Source organism: Arthrobacter sp. SE2, from assembly GCF_058244265.1.
Genome location: NZ_JBZAYA010000007.1, coordinates 38,763 through 61,022, shown reverse-complemented (window position 1 = coordinate 61,022; position 22,260 = coordinate 38,763). Strand labels below are relative to the sequence as shown.

Here is a 22,260-nt window from a genome sequence, read left to right as displayed (position 1 = left end):
CGGTCATAGGTGAGCGGGCGTTGCTCAAAAGTCGGTCATAGGTGAGCGAGCGTCAGCTGTTGATCCATTCCGCGGCGAAGTCCAGGTTGCGGTACACGCTCGCGACGGCGGCGGCCTCGTCGCGTGCCTCGATGGCGTCGGCGAGCTCGTCGTGACCTTCGTGCGGGATGCCGTTGAAGCCGGCCTTGCGTTGTTGGCGCAGGAGATCGTCGTGGAAGACCCCGCCGAAGGACACATACAACTGGTGCAGCAACGGGTTGCCCGAAGCCAGCGCCACCCGTTCGTGGAAATCCCAATCGGCTCGGGCCCAGGCAGGGTAGTCGGCGGCGAGCCACGCGTCGTGGCGTAGTTGGAGAAGGGCCCGCATGGCGGCGATGTCCTCGGCCGTGGCATGCTTCGTGGCCAGTCGGGCGGCCTGGGTGTCGAGCCCCACCCGGACCTCGACTACGTGCTCCTGCGTATGTTCCTTGTACATGCGTTGGGCTGCGCCGGAGATCTCGCTCGTGGCCCTGACATAGGTGCCGTCACCGCGGCGGACCTCCAACATGCCGCTGTGCGCCAAGGCTTTGATGGCTTCACGGAGTGTTCCGCGCGAGACTCCGAGCGAGGCCATGAGTTCCGGCTCGGCCGGAATCTTCTCCTGCAGCGGCCACTCTCCGGACTGGATCATGCCGCGCAGTTGCCTGGTGACTTCCTCGGCCAAGGCGGGCCGGTGCGAAGGTGTCAGGCTCATGCCACGGGCCTTGGTCCGGCGTTGATCGGCGTGCGCTTGCTGGTCAGCTGGTGGCAGGTGACCATGAGGGCCAGGGCTGCCACGGCAAGGAGCGAGAGCGGGAGGGTCCAAGCTCCGGTGGCACTGTGGAGCAGGCCCATGCCGAACGGTCCCAACGCCGCGATCAAGTACCCCACGGACTGGGCGACGGTGGACATGGCGGTGGTCCCCGCCGTCGTACGCCCGCTGCGGCTGATGATCACCAGGACCAACGGGAAGATGCCCAGGCCGAAACCGAACATTACGGCGGGAACCGAGGCGAACGACGTCGGGAGCAACAGCATCGCGGGGATCGCCAGAAGGGTGGTCCCGCTACCCAGGTACAGAGCCGGCCGCATCATGCCAGGTCGCGAGCCAATGGCCAGGAGGATCATGCCGGCGGCCACCGAAACCAGCTGCATGAGTCCGAACTGCAGGCCGCTCTCGGAGGCGCTCAGTCCTTGGGTTGTCAGGATGTAGGCAAACCAACTCATCACGGCATACGCCAGGAGGGCCTGCAACGTGAAGATGGAAGTGATGAGGAATCCCAACCGGGTGCGCAGGAGGGGCCACATGGATACGCGCTCCTGGTTGGCCTTCCGTGAAGTGCTATGGGTGTGGAGGACCATCGGGAGGAAACCAAGAAGTGCGGCGACGCCAAGGAGGCCCCACGCCGCCAGTCCCATCGACGGCGAGCCCAGTTGCTGGGCCAAGGGGACGCTGACTGCGGCGGCGAAGGTGGCACCGCCGGACATCGTGAACGTGTAAAGGCCGGTCATCAGGGAGGTCTTGCTTGCATAGTGCTCGCGGATGTATGAAGGCATGGCCACGTTGCACACCGCCAGGCCGGACATCGCCAGCACTGTTCCGGCGAGGAGGGCGCCGGTCGCGGGGACGCTGCGGACCAGGAGCCCGGCCGCCAGCATGGCCAGCGCCACGAAGATCGACTTCTCGACGCCGATCCGGCGAGACAGCCACGAGGTTCCCAGTCCTGCCACGGCGAAGCACAGCAAGGGGATGGACGGAAGAATCGACGCGACAAGCGCCCCGTATCCGAGGAATGCCTGCAGATCGTGGAACAGCGCCGCCGCGCTCGTAATGCCTGCGCGCAGGTTAAGGCCGATCAAGATGACGGCGATGATCCCGACGACGCCGACCACCCGGGATTTCGGCGCTACCGTACCGCCGCTGGTGGGCACAGTCGTTGCTTCCGTTGCATGGGGAGTCGGGTGAGTTGAGGCCATCCTTAAAGGTTAGACGTTTGATGTTTGGCGCGGGAAGTTTTGTGGTGGAAATCTCCCGGTTGAAGTCCGGGCGCTGGTAGTCTCGCAACTGTTGCTGGCCAGGAACACGGTTCTGGGCAGGTTATGAACATTTTTTGGGGGAAGAATGCAGAACTGGCCCTTTACTGTCGTGCTCGCTGCCGTCGGAATTTTTACTCTTGGCGCTTGCGGCACGCCGTCGTCAGCACCACCTCCGAGCGCCGCCGCACCACCTTCAGCGCCCGCGACGACTCCTTCGCCGCCGTCGCCCACGCCGAGCGTCTCCGCGCCGGACTCTCTCGTCACTGATGCGCTGAAGAATGTGCAATGTGCGGCCGACGCTCACGGCACCTGGTCTTTCTCCGGGACGCTGCACAACACCGGAACGGCGTCCGTGAAGTACACGATCGCGATCGCCGTGGGAACGACAAGCAGCGTGGCCGGGCACGCGATGATCGAGAAGGAAGTCGCTGCCGGCGCCAGCACGGAAGTCCGCGCAGCAGAAGTCGCCCAGGCGGCACCTGCCGGCTCCACGTGTGATGCGGTGGTCTCAAAGTGACGGGAAACAGCGCCACCCGGGCTATCCGTGTCTTAGCATCGTTTGTCCTGACCGCCGTTGTCGCGGCCGGGCTCGCGCCCACGGCGGCAACCGCCGTCGCTCTCCCAGCAGTGGAGTCTCCGACGACGTCTCCCGCCGTTTCCACGTCTCCCGCACCTTCCGAGACCCCCGCCCCTCAGCCGAGCAACGGCACGGCCCCGGTTCAGGAACCGACGGGGATGCCGGCGACGACGGCTCCGCCGGGGACGGCTCCAACGGCGCCCTCCTCGGTGCCCGCGCCCGCTCCGACCCGGGACGTAGCGCCCGCGGCCCCGCCGAACCTCGCTCCGACCGCCGTCGACATCGTTCCTGCAGGAGCGATCGCGGCCAAATGGCAGCTATTGGGCGGTGCGGCGGGACCTTTGGGGGCCGCTACAGCGGACGAATCGTGCGACCAGGATCTCATTTGCGTTCAGTTGTTTGCCGGCGGACGAATCTATTCCACGGCGCTCACTGGTGCTCACGCTGTGCTGCTCGCGGCAGGAAAGACGGGGCCCCAGTGGCACGCAAGCGGACAGCTTTCCGCGTTCGGCTATCCCCTCGGCGAGGAAAAATGCGATAGCAATGGCTGCTATCAGAAGTTCTCCAGTGGTTTGGATATCACGTGGAGCCCCGTCGGCGGTCCTCAGACTGTCTGGACCAAGGGTGGCATCGGCGACTCCCTGTTCCGCTTGTATGGTGGCTACGCCCAAGCGGGGTACCCCACGAGCCCGGAACTATGCGATCTGGTGAACTCCGGGTGCCAGCAGAGCTTCGGGAATCTGAGAATTCTGTGGAGCTCGGCGTCGGGAGCGGCCGGAGTGTGGACACCAGGGGCTATCGGCGCAGCGTATGCTGCGGCCGGAGCTGAATCTGGCTGGCTGGGGTATCCGACAACCCGCGAGACCTGCGGACTCAAGGCCAGTGGCTGTTACCAGATGTATCAGCACGGAGCCGTCATCTGGTCACCGGCCAGCGGGGCACGGACAAGCCACGGCGGCATTCGCTCTGCGTGGGCCAGTGCGGGCTTCGAAAACGGACGGTTTGGCTATCCTGTTTCCGACGAAATCTGCGGCCAGCCAGCATCCGGTTGCCTTCAGCAGTTCCAAAGCGGCGTCATCTACTGGTCGCCGCAGACCGGGGCGAATGGCGTCAACGGCGGCATCCGTTCCCAGTACGACAACATGGGCGGACTGACAGGCGGCTACCTTGGCTACCCCTTGGGGGGCGAGGTGTGCGGCCAGCGCGACGGCGGGTGCTACGAGTGGTTTCAAGGCGGCCTCATCTTCTGGTCGTCGGCCACAGGGGCACAGCCTGTTCGGGGAGCCATCAAAGCCAAGTACGAACAAATGGGCTGGCATCTGAGTTACCTCGGCTATCCGGCGACGCCTGAGACGTGCGTCAACGGTGAATGTGTCCAAGCTTTCCAGGGCGGGTTCCTGACGTGGACGCCGGCCGCTACCCGCGACTACAGGCAAAGTGAGTGCACGGGGTTGAACGACGGCAGAGTGAAATACTCCTCTGGAAACGCCAACCACGTCACCTTGGTATATACCGCCGCCTATGGGCAGTCCTTCGCCGGAGTTGCGTACTGCAAGCGGGTGGCAGGAACGTACGTGGCGGAGTGGACCACGAGCGGTTTTGTGGGCGCCAGTGGGTTCAAGCCACCCGGAGTTCCCTCGGGTCCCACCCGCTACAACTACTCGCCCACCGGCTCGTTCTCTGTCACGGAGGCATTCGGCCTGGGTAATCCGGGGACGGCCCTTCCGTACCGCACGCTTAACCCCGGTTCGCGCTGGGGTGGAAATCCATGGACCGGGAACTACAACACGTACTTCGAATCCAGCTCGTGGGTGGGTTATGACGAGAACATGTGGTATTTCGCTACACGCCCGCAGCATGATTACCGGCAAGGCGCCGTCATCAACTACAACCGTCCCCCTGATTCTCAGATCGTCCAAGACGCCGGATTTGCCATCTTCCTGCACGAAAACAAAGTGCCTACCGCCGGGTGCATCTCGCTGGACGATTGGGCAGTTGTGGACTTCCTGCAAAAGTCGACCCCGGGGGACAGGATCATCATGGGTGTTGCCGCCGACATCTTCCGCTAGGCCCCGTCGCGGTCCGGCTACGGATCCTCCGGGCGCAGCCGGGCCGCGAAGAACCCTCAGCGCGGGTTGCGCGCTCCCAGCCGTTGCACCGCCAGGGCAAGCCACAACTGCACCCGGTCCGGCGTCTGGGCAGGGTCGTAGCCGGTGAGGTCCGTGATTTGCGCCAAGCGGTAGCGTACCGTATTGCGGTGCAGGGTCAGGGCTTCTGCGACGGCGGCCACTGAACCATTGTGGTTGAGGTAGCTTTCCAGGGTCGAAACGAGCTCCGAGCCGTGCGCGGCGTCGAACTTGCGCAGGGGAGTAAGGGCCTCGCTGGCCATATCGGCCAACGGCACATCCTCGCTCGCGAGCAACAGCGAGGTCAGGCTGAGCCGCTCCGGTTCGTTGACGGGCAGGCCGTGGGCCACGGCGTCGCGCGCTTCGAAGTAGCTCCAGCGCACGCCGTTCGGCTTGGTGTACGCGCCGCCGATCCCGATCACCGCATGGATCCCCGCCTCCAGAAGGTGATCACTGAGGTCCTTCGCGAGCGCGCTCGCGGAACTGCCGTCGTCGGGCACTACCGTCACCAGGTCCTTCCCGACGACGGCGGTCACCCCGCCGTCGAGCGATTGCGGCAGCGAGGTGCTGCCGAGTTGTTTGTGGTGGGCTGCGGAGACCACCAGCAGCACCACGTTCTTGCGTGTGCTGTTGATTCCGACGCCGGCCAGGCGGCGGGCGCCCTCCACCGTGTCCAGCGTTCCGTGGATGACGTCGTCCAGCACCTGGCCCGCCAAGGCCCGCTGGCTCTGGCGCTGCTTGACCATGTTGTTGAGTTCCACGCTGATCAGGTTTTGCGCATAACTGACAATCCCGGTGTCGCCGAAGGGCTGCTTGATCCATAGGGTGCAGGCGTCGCGGCGGCCTGTCGGGATGGGGAAGGACGCCCAGTCGTCAGCCGTCGGTGCGGGGTTGCCGGCCACGCTGTTGTAGAGCTGGGCGCTGAACTGCGTGAGCGCGATGTCGGTCCGGAGCATGCTGCCCAACTGCTTAAGCAATTCGCCGAGCCCGCCACCGGTCAGCAGGGCCCGGGCAAGGATCTGGTGGCCGGCGATGAGGCGTTCCAGCTTGGAATAGTGGTCAGCGGATTGGGAATCGGCGACGAGTTTGCCGATGGCGATGAAGGGGGTCTCGTACGGTACTTCCACGAGGGGCAGGCCCCAGCGGTTCGCTTCCGCAATGAGGGCAGGAGGCACGGCCTCGTGGGTCAGCCCGGTGCCGAAGCCTATGCCGACTGCTCCCGCGCGCTGGACCTGACGCACAAAGCGGCGCTGTTCCGCGGCTCCATTGAGCCTGAGCCCGGTGGTCAGGATCAGCTCACCGCCATTGAGGAAGCGTTGGGGATCCTCCTGCTCGGTCACGGCCACCCAGCGGATATCTTCGTTCCAGGTGGTTTCCGCGAGGCCGGCTTTACGGAGCCGAAGAGAGGGGACGGCGACGAGCGCGGCGAGTGACATTGCCATGCCAAAAAGGATATCCCGGCACTGGTCATTCGCACTAAGTCGAGGTGGTCGGGGTGTGCACCTGACTATTCCGCGCTGCGGGGTGCTGGCATAGGCTCGGAGCAGCTGCAACCAATGCCTAGACACCGAAAGAGGTTGTACACCGTGGTCCAAACCTTGCAGAACTTCATCAACGGCGAGTTCGTCACGCCGGCAGGCACCGAACTGCTCGACATCGTGAACCCCACCAACGGGGAGATTGTCGCTCATGCGCCTATCTCTACGGCGGCCGACGTCGATGCTGCCATGAACGCGGCGAAGGAAGCCTTCAAGTCCTGGAAGCACGTCACGCCCGGCCAGCGCCAGCTCATGCTGCTCAAGCTCGCTGATGCCATCGAGGCCCACAGCGACGAGCTCGTTGAGGCACAGCACCGCAACACCGGCCAGGTCCGCGCCCTCATCGCATCAGAGGAAGTTGCCGCTGGTGCAGACCAGCTCCGCTTCTTCGCCGGGGCTGCGCGCATCATGGAAGGCAAGTCCGCTGGCGAGTACTTCGAGGGCCATACCTCGTACGTCCGCCGCGAACCGATCGGCGTCGTGGCCCAGGTTGCACCGTGGAACTACCCGTTCCTCATGGGCATCTGGAAGATCGGCCCCGCCCTCGCCGCAGGCAACACTGTTGTTCTCAAGCCCTCCGACACCACTCCGGAATCCACCTTGGTCCTGGCCCGCCTGGCGGGGGAGATCTTCCCGGCCGGCGTCCTCAACGTGGTCCTCGGCAACGGGGCCACCGGCTCCATGATGGTCGAACACAAGGTCCCGGGCCTCGTCTCGATCACCGGTTCCGTACGTGCCGGTATTGCCGTCGCGAGTGGGGCGGCCAAGGGACTCAAGCGCGCCCACCTGGAGCTCGGCGGCAAAGCCCCGGCCATCGTCTTCAAGGATGCCGACATCAAGAAGAGCGCAGCGGCCATTGCCGAATTCGCCTTCTTCAACGCCGGCCAGGACTGCACGGCCATCACCCGCGTGCTGATCGAAGACTCCATCCACGACGACATGGTTGCCGCCATGGTGGAGCACACCAAGACGCTGCACACCGGTTCGCAGAACGACGAGGAAAACTACTTCGGCCCGCTCAACAACGTGAACCACTTCAACGCCGTGAACTCGGTGGTGGAGCACCTGCCGGCCAACTGCAAGATCGAAACCGGCGGCCACCGCGCGGGTGACAAGGGCTTCTTCTTCGAGCCCACCATCATCACCGGCGCCAAGCAGAGCGACGACGTCGTCCAGAAGGAAACCTTCGGACCCGTCATCACCGTCCAGAAGTTCACCACCGAAGCCGAGGCACTCGAGCTGGCCAACGACGTCGAATACGCCCTGGCATCCAGCGTTTGGACCACGGACCACGGCACCGCCATGCGGATGAGCCGCGACCTGGACTTCGGCGCGGTCTGGATCAACACCCACATCCTGCTGACCGCTGAGATGCCCCACGGCGGCTTCAAGCAGTCCGGTTACGGCAAGGACCTGTCCATGTACGGCGTCGAGGACTACACGCGCATCAAGCACGTCATGTCCGCCCTTGATGCCTAATCCCCACCGGCACCCTAACCTCGCTCCGCTTCGGCCAGGGAAACCCTGCCGGCGTGGCCCCACGGCACCCTACACACGGCACGCAAAAGTAAGAAAGAAAGAACCATCATGACCGCAACAGCACATGAAATCACTTACCGCCTGGACCAGAAGCGCAGCATCAACGGCGCCTTCCCCGGCCCCAAGTCCCAGGCCCTGAACGAGCGCCGCGCGGCCGTCGTCGCGGCCGGTGTGTCCTCAGGCGTGCCCGTTTACGTTGAGGACGCCGACGGCGGCATCATCCGCGACGTCGACGGCAACTCCTTCATCGACCTCGGCTCAGGCATCGCTGTCACCAGCGTGGGCGCCTCGGACCCCGCCGTCGTCGCCGCCGTCCAGGACGCTGCAGCGCACTTCACGCACACCTGTTTCATGGTCACGCCGTACGAGGGCTATGTCGCCGTCGCCGAGCAGCTGAACCGCCTCACCCCGGGCGACCACGAGAAGCGCACCGTGCTTTTCAACTCCGGTGCCGAAGCAGTGGAGAACGCGGTCAAGGTGGCACGCCTGGCAACCGGCCGTGACGCCGTCGTCGCCTTCGACCACGCCTACCACGGCCGCACCAACCTGACTATGGCACTCACCGCCAAGGCCATGCCGTACAAGACCAACTTCGGCCCGTTCGCGCCCGAGGTCTACCGCATGCCGATGAGCTACCCGTTCCGCGAGGAAAACCCGGAGATCACCGGTGCCGAGGCCGCCAAGCGCGCGATCACGATGATCGAGAAGCAGATCGGCGGCGAGCAGGTTGCCGCGATCATCATCGAACCGATCCAGGGCGAGGGCGGCTTCATTGTTCCCGCCGAAGGCTTCCTGCCGGCACTGTCCGCATGGGCCAAGGAAAAGGGCATCGTCTTCATCGCAGACGAGGTCCAGTCCGGTTTCTGCCGCACGGGTGAATGGTTCGCCGTCAACCACGAGGGTGTTGTCCCGGACATCATCACCATGGCCAAGGGCATTGCCGGCGGCCTCCCGCTGTCCGCGATCACCGGCCGCGCAGACCTGCTCGACGCCGTCCACCCGGGCGGCCTCGGCGGCACCTACGGTGGCAACCCGGTCGCTTGTGCTGCAGCTCTTGCTGCCATCGGCACCATGGAACAGCACGACCTCAACGCCCGCGCACGCCACATCGAGGACGTCGCACTCGGCCGCTTGCGTGAGCTGGCTTCGGAAGTTGCGGTCATTGGCGACGTCCGTGGACGAGGTGCCATGCTGGCGATCGAACTGGTCCAGGCCGGCTCCAAGGAACCGAACGCGGAACTGACCAAGGCTGTTGCCGCCGCGTGCCTCCAGGAAGGCGTCATCATCCTGACCTGCGGCACCTACGGCAACGTGATCCGTCTGCTGCCGCCGCTGGTCATCAGCGACGAGCTGCTCCTGGACGGCCTCGAGGTCCTGGCAGCGGCCATCAAGGCCAACGCTTAGCCACAACCTCCAGGTGGACATGCCCACCTCTACGCGCCAAGGATGGACATAGTGTGACTATGTCCATCCTTGGCGTTTAACGGGGGGCATGTCCCCCGTGGGTGCGGGCGTAGGGAAGCTGTCTAGGCCGCCCTGAGCCGAGCGCTTTTCCTGATGACCGAGTTCTTGCGTGCCGTACGCAGCATGTCGAGGGTCAGGAGCAGCAGCGCCAGCCACACGATTCCGAAGCCCACCCAGCGGTCCGGTGTCATGGTCTCGTGAAGGACCGCCAAAGCCACGACGAACTGGAGGACAGGCGCGAAGTATTGCAGGAGGCCGATGGTGGTCATGGGCAAGCGGCGCGCGGAGGCACCAAAGAACAGGAGCGGCACGGCGGTGATGATGCCCGAAGCCGCCAGCAACCAGAAGTGGCCCGGGCCGTTGCTGCCCAGAGTCCCGGCACCCGTGAGGCCGAGGACAATGATGGTGGCGCCGGCGATCGGCGCGAGGACCACGGTTTCCACGGTGAGGCTCGTGATGGCGTTGACCTTCGGCCCTACGCGTTTCTTCACGAAGCCGTAGAGTCCAAAGCTGAACGCCAGGACCAAAGCGATCCACGGCAGCTTGCCATAGGAAACCGTCAAAACGCCGACGGCGATGAAGCCGATCACGACGGCGGCCCACTGGAGCGGGCGAAGCGTTTCCTTCAGGACGCACACCCCAAGGAGTACAGACACGAGCGGGTTGATGAAGTAGCCGAGCGAAGCTTCGACCGCGTGCCCGGTTGTGACGCCGAAGGTGTAGGTCAGCCAGTTGATGGCGATCAGCCCGGCGGCAATGGCGAGCGGTCCAAGGACGGCCCGGTCCCTGAAGGCATTGCCGAGGAGTCGCCATGTCCGGGTGATGGTGATGAGCAGGGCGCAGAAAATGAGCGACCACACCACTCGGTTGGCGACGATTTCCACGGCTCCGGCGGGTTGCAACACCACGAAGTAGAGCGGGAGCAGCCCCCACAGACCGTACGCCCCGATACCGAACACAACACCCGCCGTCGTCTCCTTCTTTGCCATGGCAGCGGCGGCGGAAGCTGCAGCCGAAGCATTCGGCGCGGTGTTGGCGGACTGGGCAGGCACGGTTTGCTCGGGCGTAGACACAAAGTCAACAACATCACATTTTGCGAGGGTATTCCTGACCGTACGGCCGGAAAGTTAATGTGAGCTTCCTCGCCCAGTTGTGTCACCTCCCGCCACGTACTGACACTCCGGCCACAAGTGAGAACTAGAATTGGAAACTGCGCGCCCCACCACGCGGGGCGGATTCCTGTCTCAGAAGGGTTCACGGTGTCCAACTCGGCCGAAACCACCTCAAAACGTCCACTGCGCGTCGCTATTGTCGGCGCAGGACCGGCCGGCGTGTACGCCGCGGATATCCTGACCAAATCGAACGAGGTCAAGGACGGCGACGTCGAGGTCAGCATTGACCTTTTCGAGGCATACCCCGCGCCGTACGGCCTGATCCGCTATGGCGTGGCGCCGGACCACCCCCGTATCAAGGGCATTGTCAACGCGCTCCACAAGGTACTGGACCGCGGAGACATTCGCTTCCTCGGCAACGTGACGTACGGCCGCGACCTCACGCTGCATGACTTCCGTTCCTTCTACGACGCGGTGATCTTCTCTACCGGCGCCATCAAGGACGCGGACCTGAACATCCCGGGCATCGAGCTGGAAGGCTCCTTCGGCGGAGCCGACTTCGTCTCCTGGTATGACGGACACCCCGACGTGCCCCGTGAATGGCCGCTGGATGCCAAGGAAGTAGCGGTCATCGGCAACGGCAACGTCGCGCTCGACGTGGCCCGCATGCTCTCCAAGCACGCAGATGACCTCCTGGTGACCGAAATCCCGGACAACGTCTATGCCGCCCTCAAGGCCTCTCCGGTCACCGACGTCCACGTCTTCGGACGCCGAGGCCCCGCCCAGATCAAGTTCACTCCGCTGGAACTGCGCGAGCTCTCGCACTCCAACGACGTCGACATTGTGCTCTACCCGGAAGACTTCGAGTTTGACGAAGCCTCAGACGAGGCCATCCGCAGCAACAACCAGATCAAGACCATGGTCAACACGCTGACCAACTGGCTCGTCGAGGAACATGCCGAAGCCGAGCAGCCGTCGTCCCGCCGCCTGCACCTGCATTTCCTGCACAGCCCGGTGGAGATCGTTTCCGAGGACGGCTCCGGGAAAGTCTCCAGCATCAAGTTCGAGCGCATGCAGCTGGACGGCACGGGCAACGTCAAGGGCACCGGCGAGTTCGTGGACTATCCGATCCAGGCCGTTTACCGCGCCATCGGCTACCACGGTTCCCCGCTGGACGAGCTTGAGTACGACGCCCGCCGCGGCGTCATTCCGAACGACGGCGGACGGGTGCTGGGCGCCGACGGCAAACCGGTACCCGGTATCTACGCCACGGGCTGGATCAAGCGCGGACCTGTCGGCCTGATCGGGCACACCAAGGGCGACGCGCTGGAGACCATTGGCTGCCTCCTGGAGGACCGCCTCACGCTGCCCCCGGCCGAAAACCCAGACCCGCAGGCAATCATCAACCTCCTGGAAGAGCGGGGCATCGAGTACACCACGTGGGAAGGCTGGAACAAGCTCGATGCGCACGAAGTAGCCCTCGGCGCCGAATGGACCGCAGAAAACCCGAAGGCCGGAGTCGTACGCGAACGCATCAAGGTGGTTCCGCGCGAGGACATGATCGAGGTCTCTCGCGCGTAACGGCAGCGGTTCGAGCCTCGGCCCGCAGCGGTCCGCGCCCTGAGCCTAGCGGCTCGGGACTAACTCCCTCGTCCGCCGGAGGCCTAAAATGAGCCATGGATGAGGAGCTCCGCTGGACTGACGCCGTCGGGCAGGCAGAACTGGTGCGGAGCGGTGCGATTTCGCCGGGCGAACTGCTCGACGCCGGCCGGGATCGTATCCGGCAGATCGATCCGGTCCTGCATTGCATCGTCGCGCACTTGGAACCCGGGACAGAAGGCCCGGCTTCTGACGCGCCGTTTCCCGGGGTTCCCTTCCTGGTGAAGGACCTGTCCCTCGAGATCGCCGGAGCGCGCTTCAACGAAGGCTCCCGCTGGTTGAAGGACAACGTCTCAAGCCAGGACCAGGAGCTTGCGCGGCGGTACCGCAAAGCCGGACTTGCGATCCTCGGGAAGACCAACACTCCGGAATTCGGGCTCAGCCCCCACTGCGAGCCGGCCTTGCATGGTGCCACCCGAAACCCTTGGGACCTGGCGCTTTCCACGAGCGGCTCCAGCGGCGGGTCCGCCGCCGCCGTCGCCTCAGGAATGGTCCCCATGGCGCACGGAAACGATCTTGGCGGATCCCTGCGCTACCCGGCTGCTTGGTGCGGGGTTTTCGGGTTCAAGCCGACGCGCGGTCGGGTTCCCATGGGCCCCGAGTATGGCGACGTGGCCGGGGGCTTCGCGGTGGAACACGCGCTGACGCGGAGCGTGCGCGATTCGGCGGCTCTCCTTGACGCCACAGCCGGGTCATCTCCAGGTGACCCATACTGGGCGCCGCCCCAGGCCCGGCCCTTCCTGCTTGAGGCCGGCACTGTTCCTGGAAAGCTCCGCATCGCCGCAACCGCGACTCCCAACTCGGGGCAACAAGTGCATACGGACTACGTGCGGGTGTTCGAGGAAACCGTGGAATTGCTCGCCGGGCTGGGCCACAGTGTCACCGAAGCGCACCCCGAGGGCCTGGGACGGGCCGGACACCGGGCGGTCAGGGCTGTCTATGGTGGCGCGATCGCGTGGATAGAGGCGTACTGGACGCAGCGGATGGGCAGGCCGCCGGAAGCCGGTGAGATCGAGCCGTTCACCGCAGCCGACTTCGAGCGCTCGCGGGCTGTGACAGGTGGCCAGTACCTCCTCGGCATGGAGGAATTGCAGCGCTTCAGCCGCCGCCTGGCTGGATTCTTCGAGGAATTCGACGTCTGGATGACACCCACGGTCGGCTGGCCCCCGTTGCCCCTGGGAACGCTGCGTGGAACCGAGGAAGAACCGTTGCGCGGCGAGCGCGAAGCCGGCCGCTTTCTCATGTTCGACGGCGAGTATGCCAACCTCTCGGGCAACCCCGCCATGTCGGTGCCACTCGGAGCCGACTCGGCCGGCCTGCCGGTGGGCATGTCCTTCCTTGGCCGTTTCGGGGACGAGGCCACGCTCTTTCGCCTGGCGGGCCAGCTCGAGAAGGCCGCACCCTGGGCGGGCCGCAAACCCGAAGCCCTCGCGCGGGCGTTGGCGGCCCGGCACTGAAGCTGAAGTAAGACAGGAGAGAAGCAATGTTCATGGGCGTCTACCATTTCGACGGGGATCCCGCTCAACTGCTGGAAGGCCACAAGCGCATGGTGGGCCTCCTGCCGCCCGGCGCGTTGAAGATCCATGTATGTCTTTCCACCGAGGGCGGCATCTCGGTCTACGACACCTGCCCGGATAGGGCAACGTTCGATCGCTTCAGCGGGGGCCACAGTTTCGCGGAACTCGTCGCGGAAGTTGGACTGCCCGAACCCCGGATCGAAGCGCTGGGCGAGGTCGAATCGTACGAATTCCACCCGGAGTGAGCGGTGTTGCAGAAGCCAACCCCTAGGTCAGCCGGGCGATGCTCCGGCGGATCGGGCGCGGCGCGGTGCCGTCGGAGAACAGTTCGGGGGTGGCGGCCTGGATGCGCTTGACGTCGTCGAATACGCCTCGCAAGTGGATCCGCAGCGAATTGTCGGCGCCGGCGGGATCGCTGGCCTCCAGCGCGTCCACGATGGCGGTGTGCTGCTCGATCAAGGTGGAGATCGGCCGGGTGTCGATGAGGCTCAGCCGTCGTGCACGGTCCAAATGAGCCTTGGCTGAATTGACTGCCGTCCATGCTGTTTCGTGGCCTGCGAGGCGGAGCAATTCGCGGTGGAAGTCCTCGTCCAGCCTGAAAAATTCGTCTATATCGCCGGCGGCCTCGGCACCTCGTTGGTCCGTGAGGATTTCGCGGAGCCCCTCAATCCCGTCGTGATCAACCACGGCGTCAACCAGGGAAGCGCACTCGATGGCTTCCCTGACGAACTGGGCTTCGGCGACCCTGCCGAGATCCACCAGGGAGACGAACGAACCGATCTGCGGGAAGACCTGAACCAAGCCTTCTTCGCGCAGCAGAATCAGGCTTTCCCTGACCGGGGTCCTGCTGACCCCTAGCTCCTGGGCCAGTTCATTTTCGGACAGAGGCTCACCGGGCCGCAGCTCGAGCGAGATGATTCGACGCCGGAGGGTGTCCAGGGTCCGGTCACGCACCGAAAGCCGGGGCGCCTGTTCACTTACTGGTTTATTCGTAGCCACAGGTCCAGTCTAATATCCATTGACAGACTAGAATGGTAGTGCTTGTATGGTAGTAATAAATCAGCCGAACCCATCTTCTTGAGGCCTCGCTTCGAGGGCATTATCAAGGCCGGCATTCCCACCCGAGAACTCTCCATTTCGCTTTTCATCGCCTGCAAAGGAGCAATTGATGACCGAGAGCTTTGCCCCACCCGCCGTCAAGCCAACTACCAGGAGCACGGGCGACCTCGCGAAGGTTGCCGTTTCCGGATGGCTCGGTACGGCCATGGAATTCATGGACTTCCAGCTCTACTCGCTAGCAGCGGCCATCGTCTTCAACAAGATCTTCTTCCCGGACGTCAGCCCGGTCATCGGCTTGATCGCCGCAATGGCGACCTACGGCGTCGGATATGTGGCCCGCCTCGTCGGTGCCATCTATTTCGGCCGCATGGGTGACCGGATCGGCCGCAAGAAAGTCCTGTTCATCACCATCGCACTCATGGGTGCATCCACCACCCTGATCGGCGTGCTTCCCACGTACGGGATGATCGGTATTTGGGCGCCGATCCTTCTCGTCGCACTGCGCCTCATCCAGGGTTTTGGCGCCGGCGCCGAAATTGCCGGGGCAACGGTCATGCTCACCGAATATGCCTCCGCCCGCCGTCGCGGCCTGATTTCCTCCTTGGTGTGCCTCGGGACCAACTCCGGAACCCTGGGCGCTTCAGCGCTCTGGGCGATCCTCGTTGCAGCTCTTCCCCAAGACCAATTGCTCAGTTGGGGCTGGCGCATCCCGTTCCTTGCCAGCTTCGTGCTGATGATCTTCGCGGTGTGGATTCGCCGCTCCCTCAAGGAAAGCCCGGTGTTCGAGGAGCGTGCCGACGTCGTTGACGGAGTGGCCCTCTCCAAGCAAGACATCCTCTCCAAGCAGGACGTTGTCCGCGAAGCCAAGGACAGCAAAAAGGCAACCAGCACCATCGAAGCCGCCCTCCACCAACGCAAGGGCAAGGCCTTCCTCATCGCGCTTGGTCTGCGCTTTGGCCAAGCGGGCAACTCCGGCCTCGTCCAAACGTTCCTGGTCGGATACCTCGCTACGGTGCTTCTGGTCGACAAGACCGTAGGCACCACGGCCATCGTCTATGGTTCCCTTCTGGGTTTCGTCACTATCCCGCTGATCGGTCTCCTGGGCGACCGCTTCGGACGCAGGCCTCTGTACCTGGCCATCAGCGCCTTGAGCGCCCTGTTCGCGATCCCCATGATGCTGATGGTCACCAGCGGAAACCCCGCCATCATCACGACGGGCATGGTCATTGGTCTTAACCTAGGCGTTCTCAGCCTCTTCTCGATGGAGAGCGTCACCATGGCCGAGTTCTTTGGAGCCCGCACCCGCTTCACCCAGCTGGCGTTGGCCAAGGAAATCGGCGGCATCCTCGCCACCGCCATCGGTCCGCTGCTGGCTGCAACCCTGACGGCTGTCACCGGTCAATGGTGGCCGCTGGCCGCGATGCTCATCGGCTACTCGCTGATTACCTTGGTTTCTGCAGCCGTCGGACCGGAAGTCCGCGGCCGTGACATGGTCCTCCTGGAAGACGCCGTATGAAAGCGGTAGTGGTCCACGGAGCAAACGACCTCCGCATCGACGAGCGGCCGGATCCCGTAGCAGGGCCCGGAGAAGTGGTTCTTGACGTCGAGTGGGGCGGAATCTGCGGCTCCGATCTGTCCTATTGGAAGCACGGTGCGTCAGGAACAGCGACGCTGAAATCGCCGCTCATCTTGGGCCACGAGGTTGCCGGCCGCATCGCCCAGCTGGGCGCCGGCGTCGAGAATTTCGACATCGGCCAGCCCGTCACGGTACATCCCGCGGAACTGGTGGGCGATGGCGTCCTGCCGGAGCGTTTGGCCGGCCGCACCAACCTGTATTCGCGTATCCGGTACTTCGGTTCGGCCGCCTTTGATCCGCACACGGACGGTGGCTTCAGCGAACGGAAGCGCGTCCGGGCATCTCAACTCCGGTCCCTCCCCGACGGCGTCGACACGTTGCGCGGTGCGCTCGCTGAACCGCTCGCCGTTGCCATGCACGCTGTCAGCAGGGCGGGATCACTCGCCGGGCGGGACGTCCTGGTGAACGGTGCAGGTCCGATCGGTTCGTTGGTGATTGCGGCAGCCAAGTACGCGGGCGCCAGGACCGTCATCGCGGCAGACATTAACGACGCCTCGCTGCGGATCGCGAAGGCCATGGGGGCCGACGAAGTGCGCAATGTCGCAAATGGCGGCGCGCTTCCCGACGACGTCGAACTGGTTCTAGAGGCCTCAGGTATTCCCGGAGTCCTCGGCAGCGTCCTCAAAGCCACCGCGCGCGGCGGAACCATTGTCCAGGTGGGCAACCTTCCGGGCGCCCCGAGCCTCTCGGCCATTGGTGATCTGGTGACGCGTGAAATCACGTGGATCGGCTCGTACCGTTTCGTGGACGAAATCAGCGACGCGCTGCTCGCCATGGCCAACGGCCTGGATGTTTCACCCGTGATCACGCACAAATTTGCCATCGACCAGGCCGCCGAAGCCATGAGGGTTGCCACAGACCCGACATCCGGCAGCAGCAAAGTCATGCTCCAGCTGAGCTAAGTCAAGCAATTTTTAAGCAACCCAACTAACTCGCAGTAGGTGTCGTTTTGACGGCTCAAAAAGACATGTACTGCCACCTACTTGAAGGACCAAGCAGTGAAGATCACCGACGCACGGGTGGTGGTTTCGTCCCCGGGACGAAATTACGTCACGCTCGTTATTGAAACCGAGGACGGCATCACCGGCATCGGCGACGCCACGCTCAACGGCCGCGAGCTGGCCGTGGCGTCCTATCTGTCCGAGCACCTCTGCCCGCTGCTGATCGGCCGCGACGCACGCCGTATCGAGGACACCTGGCAGTACTTCTACAAGGGCGCGTACTGGCGCCGCGGCCCGGTGACCATGACCGCGATCGCCGCTATAGACGTCGCGCTTTGGGACATCAAGGGCAAGGCTGCCGGTATGCCCGTCTATGAGCTCCTGGGCGGCGCGGCCCGTGAAGGCGTCATGGTCTACGGTCACGCGAGTGGATCCAGCCTTGAGGAGCTCGACGCCGACTTCCAGCATCACCTTGATCTCGGCTACAAGGCCATCCGTGCCCAGGCGGCGGTTCCCGGGCTGGAAAAGACGTACGGGATCGCGCCTGTGGACGGGAAGACCTACGAGCCGGCGAGCGGTAACGTCCCTCAGGAAGACACGTGGGAGACCACGGCCTACCTGGATTTTGCGCCGAAGATGATGGCACATGTCCGGGAGCAGTTCGGCTACGGCGTCCATGTCCTGCACGATGTGCATCACCGGCTCACGCCCATTGAGGCCGGCAGGCTGGGTGCCTCGCTGGAGCAGTACCGTCCGTTCTGGATCGAGGATCCGACCCCGGCAGAGGACCAATCCGCGTTCAGGCTGATCCGCCAGCACACGACGACGCCAATCGCCGTCGGGGAGGTATTCAACTCCATCTGGGATTGCCAGCAGCTCATCACGGAACGCCTCATCGACTACATCCGCACCTCGGTTTCACACGCTGGCGGCATCACGCACCTGCGGCGGATCTTCTCCCTTGCCGACCTTTACGGCGTCCGCTCGGGTTCGCATGGTGCCGGCGATCTTTCGCCGGTCTCGTTCGCTGCGGCGCTTCACGTGGACATGGGCATTCCGAACTTCGGCATCCAGGAATACATGGGCCACCGGGATCCAGCAGGCGAGGTGTTCAAGACGTCCTACACTTTCAATGACGGCTACATGCACCCCGGCGACGCTCCCGGCCTCGGGGTGGAATTCGACGAAGAGGCAGCGCTGACGTTTCCTTTCGACCCGAAGTACTTGCCTATCAACCGCCGCCTCGACGGGTCGGTGCACGACTGGTGAACACGGTGATTGAAGCCCTCCAACGGCAGCCGTTCGACGTGGTCGTGATGGGTGAAATCCTCCTTGAGATCGCCACGGATGTCCCCGTCGGACACGGCGTACCGGCGCAGCTCGGCATCTCCGGGGACGCGCTGAATGTCGCGGCTTCAGCCGCCGCGGCCGGCGCCCGTGTGGGACTGCTGTCCGTATTGAGCGACGACGAGCTCGGGCAAGCGATTGCCGCCAGAGTCGGGGAACTGGGCATTTCCACGGAGCTCCTGAAGTTCAGGCCGGGACAGCAGGGCATGTACCTGGTGCATTGCGACCCCGAAGGCCAACGGGAATTCTCCTACGCCCGCCGCGGCAGCGTTGGATCCACGCTAGGCCCCGACGACGTCGATCCCGCCGTGTTTTCGGCCGCCGGTGCCGTGGTGGCGGGCGGGATCGCTTGCGCTATTTCGAGTACATCGCGCGCCGCCGTTCTCAAGGCCGCAGGGCTTTCGCCCCGCTTTGTCTTCGACCCCAATTTCCGGCCGCGGCTGACGTCCGAGGAGGCTGCGACGGCGGACCTCTCCGAACTTGCGCCCCAGGCGTTCCTCGTGACCCCCTCATTCCCGGGGGAAACGAGGGCGCTCCTTAGCTGCGCATCCGCGGAGGAAGCTGTGGAAAAGCTTCGGCGCCTCGGCGCCGTGAACGTCGCGGTGACATGCGGAGCTGAAGGCATCCAGCTGGGCAGCGCCGCCGGTTCGCTTTGGGTTGACGCGCTACCGGCACCCGTCGTCGTGGACCAGACCGGTGCCGGGGACGCCTTCGTGGGAACGATGACCGCCCGGATGGTGCTCGGCGACACGCTTTCGACGGCGGCCCGCTACGGTGCCGCGGCCGCTTCCCTTGTGGTGGGCGGCAAAGGTGGCACCGGATGCGTCCCGACGTTTGAGCAGACCCGGGCGCACAGCATCATCGACAACCACAGGCTGGACGGCCTGAGAAACGAGATCCACCATGGCTGATGCCACTCATATCCTGAGGGTTTCCCCTGTTATTCCCGTCGTCACGATCGATGATCCACGCCACGCCGTGCCGGTGGCCCGCGCCCTCGCCGACGGCGGGGTCCGGATCATCGAGCTGACCCTCCGCACGGACAGCGCCCTTGAGTCGCTCAAACTCATCGCAGAGGAAGTGCCGGAGATCCTGCTTGGGGCGGGAACAGTCCTCGCACCCGGACAGGCCGATGCGGCGGTGGATGCCGGCGCGCAGTTCCTCGTCAGCCCGGGTGTCACGCCCGCCCTGCTGGCGCACATGCTCACCCTTGAAGTTCCGATACTCCCCGGAGTTGCCACGGTCGGGGAAGTCATGGCGGTGCTGGAGCAGGGACTTCAGGCTATGAAGTTCTTCCCGGCAGGTCCGGCCGGCGGACCCGCCTATGTGGCTGCCATCGGAGCTCCCATCCCGCATGTGCAGTTCTGTCCTACAGGCGGCATCAGCCCGGCATCGGCACCCGACTACCTGAGGCTGCCGAATGTCTCCTGCGTCGGAGGCAGCTGGCTGACACCCCGCAACGCCATCGAAAACGGCGACTGGAAACTCATCACCGAGCTCGCTCAACAGGCAGCCGCCCTCGGCGTCTCGCCATAGGCAAACTCCTGCGTCGCAACTAGACTGGCCTGTACTGTGCTGCGTCCGGTTTTGGGAGTTCGATGAAGAATCCGATCCATCCGGCAGCTTCGGTCAACGACGTCGCCGAGCTGTTGCAGCGCCATGCCCGCGCTGGACATGAGCAAATTGATACGTGGCGCTATGGGCTTCCCGAGGCCACGGAGCTTCCCGGTTTGCGCCGCCTGATCAAGGAATCCTGGCAGCGATCCGCGCAGCTCAAGGCGAACCCGGACCAGCCCGAAGCTCCCGTGGCCATGGATCTCGACGAGCTTGAGGAATACCGCCGGCAACACCCGCTCGCCACCATCATGCCCGTCATCCAGAAGCTCCTCATCCAGCCCAGCTATGAGAGCGGGCTGTTGGTCGCCGTGGGGGACGAGCTCGGACGCCTGCTCTGGGTGGATGGAAATCCCGCGATGCGGCGCCGCGCCGAAGGGATGATGTTCGTGGCAGGCGCGGACTGGTCCGAAGCCGCGGTCGGCACGAGTGCGCCCGGCACGGCGCTCGCCTTGGGCCGCGGCATCCAGATCTCCGGCGCCGAGCACTACAAACGCTCCGTCCACCCGTGGAGCTGCACGGCGGTGCCCTTCCACGACCCTGACTCCGGAGCCCTCCTTGGGGTCGTCGACATCACCGGCACGGAAGCCGCCGTCGCACCCCACACCCTTTCCCTCGTTGAAGCGACGGTGGCCGCGGCGCAGGCCCAATTGCGCGTGGAAAGGCTACAGCTCGCGGCGACCAAGCGCTCAACGCCAGCCCGACGCCGAAACTCGTCTTCTGCTGGTGGCTCGCCGCAGGGCACGGGCCTGTACCGGAACAGCCTCCAGCTATTGGGCAGAGACCAGGCGCTCTTGAGCATAGGAGGGCGCAGTATTCCGCTTTCCGCAAGGCACAGCGAGATTCTGGCGTTGCTGGGCACCCGTCCCGAGGGGCTCAGTGCCGAGGAGCTCGCCTTGGCCCTGTATCCGGGCGATGGATTCACTGTCACTCTCCGGGCCGAAATGGTGCGCCTGCGCAAGGTACTCCACGAGATCGATCCCGCTGCGGTCCCGGAATCCCGCCCCTACCGGCTCCCGATCGACCTCGGTCAGGATGCTGCCCAGGTTCTCTCCTGCCTGCAGAGGGGCGCCCACCGCATCGCCTTGGAGATCTACAAAGGCGCCGTCCTTCCGCATTCGGAAGCGCCCGGCATTGTGGAGCTCCGCGAGAAGGTCTCGGCGCTCCTGCGCGAGGCGGTCCTCAACGACGGCAGTGCCGAGGCGCTGCTCAAGTATGCGGGCCTACCCGAGGCGAAGAACGACGTCGACGTCCGGCTTGCCGCCCTCAAGCTCCTGCCGCCGCGCTCGCCCAAGCGGGCCGCCGTCGTCGCCGAGCTTGAACGCCTGGAAAGCGAACTGTCGGCCTGACGGAGGACCCTCGTGTGGCATTCGGGAAATACGGAGTTTCGGCCCGTATCGTAGAACCGAGCCAAACGAAAGAAGCTTCCTCCGTGTTGAACAAACGCCTCGCCGTTGCCCTGACCGTGTCCGGACTCCTTGCCGGAGCCACAGCCTGCGGGGCACCCGCCCAGACGGCGCCCACATCGACAACGTCTTCGGCAGCGGCCACCACAGCTGCCGCCGCCGGTTGGGAACTCGATCCAGCCGCGGGGGCACAGAGAATCAAGTCCGCAGGCCTGGATATCCTGACCGCCGAAGGCACAGCCGAGCACTATCACGCCCATCTGGACGTCCTTGTTGATGGCAAGGCCGTCACGGTCCCGGCGGAGATCGGCTTCAGTTTCGGGGCCGACGGGCAGCCCAACGGAATCTCGGCGCTGCACACCCACGACACGTCCGGCGTCATCCACATCGAAGCGCCCACGGCCGGACTGAAGTACACGCTGGGCCAGGTCCTCCGAGAATGGGGAGTCCTGGACGGTAAGGACGCCACCGGAGCACCGCACAGCGGGACCGGCGGCTGGACCGCCTACGTGAACGGCGCAAAGCAGACTGCGCCGGTGTCTGACGTGGTTCTCAAGGCCCACGACGAGGTAGTGCTCTCCTTTGGTGCCGCACCCTCGCCGGTGCCCAGTTCCTACAATTTCCCTGCGGGTCTCTAGCTTCCCCGTTAAGACAGGTGAGTACCGCCCCG

Annotated in this window: 20 protein-coding genes; 15 read left to right on the top strand and 5 right to left on the bottom strand. The window is 64.6% G+C overall.

What is annotated here, in order from left to right; translation table 11 throughout:
• Positions 1 to 52 precede the first annotated feature (52 nt).
• Together AC4CS3_RS11585 and AC4CS3_RS11580 are read right to left on the bottom strand one after the other, a co-directional pair.
• Entirely contained in the window at positions 53 to 733 is a 681-nt protein-coding gene (locus tag AC4CS3_RS11585) for a FadR/GntR family transcriptional regulator (protein WP_441413622.1), read from the bottom strand.
• Positions 730 to 1,995 carry an MFS transporter gene (locus AC4CS3_RS11580; protein ID WP_490783591.1) on the bottom strand — a complete coding sequence of 422 codons (1,266 nt, stop codon included), beginning with the start codon at positions 1,993 to 1,995 and terminating at the stop codon, positions 730 to 732. Before AC4CS3_RS11580 ends, AC4CS3_RS11585 begins: the two co-directional genes overlap by 4 nt.
• 204 nt (positions 1,996 to 2,199) lie before the next feature.
• Between AC4CS3_RS11580 and AC4CS3_RS11575 the strand changes: the two genes are divergently transcribed.
• The 3 genes from AC4CS3_RS11575 (at position 2,200) to AC4CS3_RS11565 (ending at position 4,701) form a co-directional block, all read left to right on the top strand.
• The gene (locus AC4CS3_RS11575; protein WP_490783590.1) at positions 2,200 to 2,322 is read left to right on the top strand and encodes a hypothetical protein; all 123 of its coding nucleotides are present in this window, start codon (positions 2,200 to 2,202) and stop codon (positions 2,320 to 2,322) included.
• An 85-nt stretch (positions 2,323 to 2,407) separates the two neighbouring features.
• Positions 2,408 to 2,572 carry a hypothetical protein gene (locus tag AC4CS3_RS11570; RefSeq protein ID WP_236812416.1) on the top strand — a complete coding sequence of 55 codons (165 nt, stop codon included), beginning with the start codon at positions 2,408 to 2,410 and terminating at the stop codon, positions 2,570 to 2,572.
• Positions 2,569 to 4,701, top strand: a complete 2,133-nt coding sequence (locus tag AC4CS3_RS11565) for a hypothetical protein (RefSeq protein ID WP_490783589.1) — start codon at positions 2,569 to 2,571, stop codon at positions 4,699 to 4,701. The genes AC4CS3_RS11570 and AC4CS3_RS11565 overlap by 4 nt, the downstream gene beginning before the upstream one ends.
• Before the next feature lie 56 nt (positions 4,702 to 4,757).
• Here AC4CS3_RS11565 and AC4CS3_RS11560 read toward each other — a convergent pair whose 3' ends face one another.
• Positions 4,758 to 6,200: a PucR family transcriptional regulator gene (locus tag AC4CS3_RS11560; RefSeq protein ID WP_490783588.1), complete on the bottom strand. Its 1,443-nt coding sequence runs from the start codon at positions 6,198 to 6,200 to the stop codon at positions 4,758 to 4,760.
• Positions 6,201 to 6,344: 144 nt separating this feature from the next.
• Between AC4CS3_RS11560 and AC4CS3_RS11555 the strand changes: the two genes are divergently transcribed.
• Together AC4CS3_RS11555 and gabT are read left to right on the top strand one after the other, a co-directional pair.
• Positions 6,345 to 7,775, top strand: a complete 1,431-nt coding sequence (locus tag AC4CS3_RS11555; RefSeq protein ID WP_490783587.1) for a gamma-aminobutyraldehyde dehydrogenase — start codon at positions 6,345 to 6,347, stop codon at positions 7,773 to 7,775.
• A 108-nt stretch (positions 7,776 to 7,883) separates the two neighbouring features.
• On the top strand, positions 7,884 to 9,239 hold the full coding sequence (gabT, locus tag AC4CS3_RS11550; RefSeq protein ID WP_490783586.1) for a 4-aminobutyrate--2-oxoglutarate transaminase: 1,356 nt from the start codon (positions 7,884 to 7,886) through the stop codon (positions 9,237 to 9,239).
• Positions 9,240 to 9,361: 122 nt separating this feature from the next.
• On the opposite strand, the gene rarD is transcribed toward gabT, so the two are convergent.
• Entirely contained in the window at positions 9,362 to 10,288 is a 927-nt protein-coding gene (gene rarD, locus AC4CS3_RS11545) for an EamA family transporter RarD (protein WP_490783741.1), read from the bottom strand.
• Positions 10,289 to 10,558: 270 nt separating this feature from the next.
• On the opposite strand from rarD, the gene AC4CS3_RS11540 reads away from it, so the two are divergent.
• The 3 genes from AC4CS3_RS11540 (at position 10,559) to AC4CS3_RS11530 (ending at position 13,832) form a co-directional block, all read left to right on the top strand.
• Positions 10,559 to 11,992: an FAD-dependent oxidoreductase gene (locus AC4CS3_RS11540; protein WP_441413629.1), complete on the top strand. Its 1,434-nt coding sequence runs from the start codon at positions 10,559 to 10,561 to the stop codon at positions 11,990 to 11,992.
• A 95-nt stretch (positions 11,993 to 12,087) separates the two neighbouring features.
• Positions 12,088 to 13,527, top strand: coding sequence for an amidase (locus tag AC4CS3_RS11535; protein WP_490783585.1), 1,440 nt, complete (start codon positions 12,088 to 12,090; stop codon positions 13,525 to 13,527).
• Positions 13,528 to 13,553: 26 nt separating this feature from the next.
• A complete protein-coding gene (locus tag AC4CS3_RS11530) occupies positions 13,554 to 13,832 on the top strand; it encodes a hypothetical protein (protein WP_490783584.1) in 279 nt (92 codons plus the stop codon).
• Between the two features lie 22 nt (positions 13,833 to 13,854).
• Here the strand turns inward: AC4CS3_RS11530 and AC4CS3_RS11525 are convergent, their stop codons facing one another.
• Positions 13,855 to 14,586, bottom strand: a complete 732-nt coding sequence (locus AC4CS3_RS11525) for a GntR family transcriptional regulator (protein WP_490783583.1) — start codon at positions 14,584 to 14,586, stop codon at positions 13,855 to 13,857.
• A 169-nt stretch (positions 14,587 to 14,755) separates the two neighbouring features.
• Here AC4CS3_RS11525 and AC4CS3_RS11520 point away from each other — a divergent pair, with 169 nt between their 5' ends.
• The 7 genes from AC4CS3_RS11520 to AC4CS3_RS11490 all read left to right on the top strand — a co-directional run bounded on the left by AC4CS3_RS11520 (position 14,756) and on the right by AC4CS3_RS11490 (position 22,228).
• Entirely contained in the window at positions 14,756 to 16,162 is a 1,407-nt protein-coding gene (locus AC4CS3_RS11520; protein WP_490783582.1) for an MFS transporter, read from the top strand.
• On the top strand, positions 16,159 to 17,184 hold the full coding sequence (locus AC4CS3_RS11515) for an L-idonate 5-dehydrogenase (RefSeq protein ID WP_490783581.1): 1,026 nt from the start codon (positions 16,159 to 16,161) through the stop codon (positions 17,182 to 17,184). Before AC4CS3_RS11520 ends, AC4CS3_RS11515 begins: the two co-directional genes overlap by 4 nt.
• Before the next feature lie 96 nt (positions 17,185 to 17,280).
• Entirely contained in the window at positions 17,281 to 18,492 is a 1,212-nt protein-coding gene (gene manD, locus AC4CS3_RS11510; protein WP_490783580.1) for a D-mannonate dehydratase ManD, read from the top strand.
• A 47-nt stretch (positions 18,493 to 18,539) separates the two neighbouring features.
• Positions 18,540 to 19,481, top strand: a complete 942-nt coding sequence (locus AC4CS3_RS11505; RefSeq protein ID WP_490783740.1) for a PfkB family carbohydrate kinase — start codon at positions 18,540 to 18,542, stop codon at positions 19,479 to 19,481.
• Entirely contained in the window at positions 19,474 to 20,106 is a 633-nt protein-coding gene (gene eda, locus AC4CS3_RS11500; RefSeq protein ID WP_490783579.1) for a bifunctional 4-hydroxy-2-oxoglutarate aldolase/2-dehydro-3-deoxy-phosphogluconate aldolase, read from the top strand. The genes AC4CS3_RS11505 and eda overlap by 8 nt, the downstream gene beginning before the upstream one ends.
• 62 nt (positions 20,107 to 20,168) lie before the next feature.
• The gene (locus AC4CS3_RS11495; RefSeq protein ID WP_490783578.1) at positions 20,169 to 21,533 is read left to right on the top strand and encodes a GAF domain-containing protein; all 1,365 of its coding nucleotides are present in this window, start codon (positions 20,169 to 20,171) and stop codon (positions 21,531 to 21,533) included.
• Between the two features lie 83 nt (positions 21,534 to 21,616).
• A complete protein-coding gene (locus tag AC4CS3_RS11490) occupies positions 21,617 to 22,228 on the top strand; it encodes a hypothetical protein (protein WP_490783577.1) in 612 nt (203 codons plus the stop codon).
• Positions 22,229 to 22,260: the final 32 nt, after the last annotated feature.

Excerpts from the sequence above, each read along its gene's own strand:
- AC4CS3_RS11505 (WP_490783740.1), top strand. The coding sequence starts at position 18,540 with ATGGGTGAAATCCTCCTTGAGATCGCCACGGATGTCCCCGTCGGACAC.
- AC4CS3_RS11535 (WP_490783585.1), top strand. The coding sequence starts at position 12,088 with ATGGATGAGGAGCTCCGCTGGACTGACGCCGTCGGGCAGGCAGAACTG.
- AC4CS3_RS11560 (WP_490783588.1), bottom strand. The coding sequence starts at position 6,200 with ATGGCAATGTCACTCGCCGCGCTCGTCGCCGTCCCCTCTCTTCGGCTC.
- AC4CS3_RS11515 (WP_490783581.1), top strand. The coding sequence starts at position 16,159 with ATGAAAGCGGTAGTGGTCCACGGAGCAAACGACCTCCGCATCGACGAG.
- rarD (WP_490783741.1), bottom strand. The coding sequence starts at position 10,288 with ATGGCAAAGAAGGAGACGACGGCGGGTGTTGTGTTCGGTATCGGGGCG.
- AC4CS3_RS11495 (WP_490783578.1), top strand. The coding sequence starts at position 20,169 with ATGAAGAATCCGATCCATCCGGCAGCTTCGGTCAACGACGTCGCCGAG.
- AC4CS3_RS11585 (WP_441413622.1), bottom strand. The coding sequence starts at position 733 with ATGAGCCTGACACCTTCGCACCGGCCCGCCTTGGCCGAGGAAGTCACC.
- gabT (WP_490783586.1), top strand. The coding sequence starts at position 7,884 with ATGACCGCAACAGCACATGAAATCACTTACCGCCTGGACCAGAAGCGC.
- AC4CS3_RS11520 (WP_490783582.1), top strand. The coding sequence starts at position 14,756 with ATGACCGAGAGCTTTGCCCCACCCGCCGTCAAGCCAACTACCAGGAGC.
- AC4CS3_RS11530 (WP_490783584.1), top strand. The coding sequence starts at position 13,554 with ATGTTCATGGGCGTCTACCATTTCGACGGGGATCCCGCTCAACTGCTG.
- eda (WP_490783579.1), top strand. The coding sequence starts at position 19,474 with ATGGCTGATGCCACTCATATCCTGAGGGTTTCCCCTGTTATTCCCGTC.
- AC4CS3_RS11580 (WP_490783591.1), bottom strand. The coding sequence starts at position 1,995 with ATGGCCTCAACTCACCCGACTCCCCATGCAACGGAAGCAACGACTGTG.